This window comes from Clostridium sp. 'White wine YQ' (assembly GCF_028728205.1).
Lineage (GTDB): Bacteria > Bacillota > Clostridia > Clostridiales > Clostridiaceae > Clostridium_T.
Genome location: NZ_JAQYUU010000010.1, coordinates 1 through 3,384, shown reverse-complemented (window position 1 = coordinate 3,384; position 3,384 = coordinate 1). Strand labels below are relative to the sequence as shown.

Sequence of the window (3,384 nt, the reverse complement as noted above, 5' to 3'; positions counted from 1 at the left end):
TTCATTTCCTCTGTTTAATTTTCAAAGACCAATTTGTTTGTTTTATCTCTGCTCTTTCGCAGCGACAAGTTCTATCTTATCATACTGTTTCTGAGCTGTCAACATTTTTTTGAACATTACTTTTTTGTTCATTTTTTGTTGAATGTTGTTGTTCCGATTGGAACGAGTTTTATCTTAACATCTAAAATATCTACTCTTTTTTCTATTTTACCTCATTTATCTAATATATATTCTATTTTCTTTATTTTCCTCACTGTTTCTTTTAAATATTCCTATTGATACGCTAGGATAGGTTTGTATTATATATTAAGTAATATTATCCATTTAAGGCTTGTAATCTCACATATTTTCAATATATTCAAGTAAAAAAGCTTAACATTCTAAAATGTTAAGCTTCAATCTCTTTTAATTTATCTTTTATTAAACCTATAATATATTGTCTATCTTCTTCGATATTCTCAAAGTCGAGTTTATCTACATTTATTTTAAGCAAGGGTGAAATGGTATAAGAATTAAAAAATCCCTCATACTCACGATTTAAGGTTTCCCAGTATTCGCGCTCTACCACTTGTTCATAGCTTCTTCCTCTTCTTCTTATTCTATTTATAGCTTCATCCACGGATATTTGTAGATAAATCATAAGCTTAGGTGGTTTCACATGTTCTAAAAGATTACTCAATAGATTGCAATATATTTCAAATTCTTCCGTACTCATATCCCCTACTTCTTTAAGTAGCTTAGGAAATATTGCATCTCCATAGATACTCCTATCCATAATAGAGTTTTCTATTTCTCCTGCTTCTTTTATAAACTTAAATCTATTATTTAAAAAATATACTTGTAATGCAAAAGCATATCTCCTTCTATCATAGTAAAACTTCTCTAATATAGGGTTTTCCAAAACCGGCTCCTTAAATGGTACATATCCTTCATCTTCTAGAAGCATCATTAATGTACTTTTCCCTGCTCCTACTACTCCATCAATAACAATCATATTCCAATTATCATTCCTATCTATATTGCTAAGCAATTTTTCGTAAAGTTTCATAACTTCCTCCTTATAGGATTTTAATTATGTTAACTAATTATTCCTAACATTAACTACTATTAATAGTAATCAACGGTAGAATTATTTATTATATAAAAGGTTTTATGATCTTTCCATTCTCCGTTAATATATAGATATTTTTCATTTGTTCCAAGCTCCTTAAATCCACATCCTAATAAAACTCTCTGTGATTTAATATTGTCAACCATGGCTGAAGCTTCAATTCTGTGTAATCCTAAATCTCCAAAGGAATACTCTGTAACAAGTCTTACAGCTTCTTGCATATAGCCATTTCCTTGTTCCTTTTCATCTATTGAATATCCTATTATAGCACTTTTAAATACTCCGTATACTATATTAGAAACTCTTATCTTTCCAATCAGCTTATTATTTTTAAATATTCCCAAATCTACACCCGTTCCATCTAATAGCTGCCTATATCCCTCAACCAAAATATTATATTGAGTTTCATAACTATAAAAACTAGAATCGCGCTTCGGTTCAAAAGCTTGTAGATATCTTTCATTTCTAATAAAATAGTCAAGCATCTCTTGAGCATTTTCTGGAGTTAAACTTCTTACTTCTATATTTTCTCCAATTAGTGAAACTAAAGGTGCTTTCCTCCCCTTAATCCTATATTCAAAAAAATTTATTCCGAATAATAGTTCACCTCTATGGCCTCCATTTATTATCAAATTATCCTCTAGTATTCCTTGTAGTTCAAGTCCTACATTTAAAAATGGTCCTAATGGAGTATCTTCACTAACTAAAATATTTAATTTATAAAACCTCTCTACTTCAAATATTTTTTTAAGTAATTCATCTAAAGCATTCTTTAATAAATCTCTTTTTTCATTCTTATAAAACTTAAATCTCAGGTAACAAACCTTATTTTCACTATCGGCGTTAAGAATTATAACCCTTCCTATATTTAGTTCTAAAGAATCCTTAATTAAATATTCATTGCTACCTTTTCTTAAAGCTTCAATAGTTATTTTAGCCTTGCTTACCATAAAGATCATCTCCTAGGGGTGATTTAATTTAATATACTTTTAGTATTCTTGTTTATATACAACATGCTTATTACAGATAAGGCTCCACATATAGGTATAATGAAAATAGCATTATCTGGATTTATTTTATCATTTACATATCCTGTTATCCAGTTAAATATCATTGCCATAAAATTAGAAGCTGTAACTATTAATCCAGTGATGTATGCAGTCCTTTGTGTAAATACTTTACTAACTGTAAGTACAATGGTTGGGAAAGTTATTGCAAAGAACATACCAGCAAGAGAAACGATTAATATTCCTTTCCCTCCAATTACTAATCCTAAAACATACAGTATAACCCCAATACTTAAGGAAGTAATCAATACTTTAAAATATCCAAACTTATGTACTACAAAACCACCTAGTAATCTTCCTATTGTTAGTGTTCCAAAAAATAGAGATAGATAAAATGCGGCATTCTCTTGTGTAAACCCTTTTGCTTTTATTAAATAATTAACAAACCAATTTCCCGTTCCTTGTTCAGCGAATACATAAAATCCTAGCGCTAACATATAAGCAATAATGAGTTTATTAGTTATAACAGCTTTAAACGTTAACTTGTCTTCACCATGAGCTATCTTTGGTCTTGGAATCTTAACAAAAATAAAGCAAATCAATACGATTCCGTATATTATAGCTATATACAAAAATATACTTCTCCACTCAACCCCTTTAGATAATAGAAATCCAAACAGGCTTTGTCCTAACGTAGATCCAAATCCATAGAAAAAATGCATTAAATTCATTATTATCGTTTGTGCTGTAATTACTATAATAGGAAGAATAGTGTTACTTGCAATACTAATTAAAGCTAGTCCCGCACTACTTAATCCCATTCCAAACAGAAGAATAATGAAGTTTTGTGCTTTAGATAGTGTAATTAATGAAATAATTAATAGAATAATTCCTAAAATAAAAATATTTTTCTGTCCAAACTTTTGACATAAGGCACCACCTAAAAAAGTTAAAACCATGTATGCTCCTGATGTTATTATAAGCATATTTCCTATCTGGGTATCCCCAACAGAAAATTGTTCTTTAAATGTTGGTATAAAGATTCCTTTTGTATTTTCAACAAATGCAGCTAAAATCATTAGAATAAACATAAAAATCAAAGCTGTCCAATTATTTTTTCCCTTATTCAATGCCTCATCCCCTAAAACGAATTTATTAATTTAGAAATTAATTATATCATAAATTATATTATGAAATGTCTTTTATAAAAAAATCGTCAAGGCGATTTTGAGCCGTCGATTTTTTTCTCGCAACTGCCTTTCCAAG

General features: G+C 29.1%; 3 protein-coding genes. All 3 read right to left on the bottom strand.

The features are described from left to right. Positions 1-388: 388 nt before the first annotated feature. From PTZ02_RS18380 to PTZ02_RS18370, 3 genes are read right to left on the bottom strand one after another with little or no spacing between them, the layout of a single operon-like run. Complete coding sequence (locus tag PTZ02_RS18380; RefSeq protein WP_274229213.1) at positions 389-1,048, bottom strand: deoxynucleoside kinase; 660 nt, start codon at positions 1,046-1,048, stop codon at positions 389-391. 59 nt (positions 1,049-1,107) lie between these two features. After that, positions 1,108-2,061 carry a GNAT family N-acetyltransferase gene (locus PTZ02_RS18375; protein ID WP_274229212.1) on the bottom strand — a complete coding sequence of 318 codons (954 nt, stop codon included), beginning with the start codon at positions 2,059-2,061 and terminating at the stop codon, positions 1,108-1,110. Positions 2,062-2,084: 23 nt separating this feature from the next. Continuing rightward, positions 2,085-3,248: an MFS transporter gene (locus PTZ02_RS18370; protein ID WP_274229211.1), complete on the bottom strand. Its 1,164-nt coding sequence runs from the start codon at positions 3,246-3,248 to the stop codon at positions 2,085-2,087. Positions 3,249-3,384: the final 136 nt, after the last annotated feature.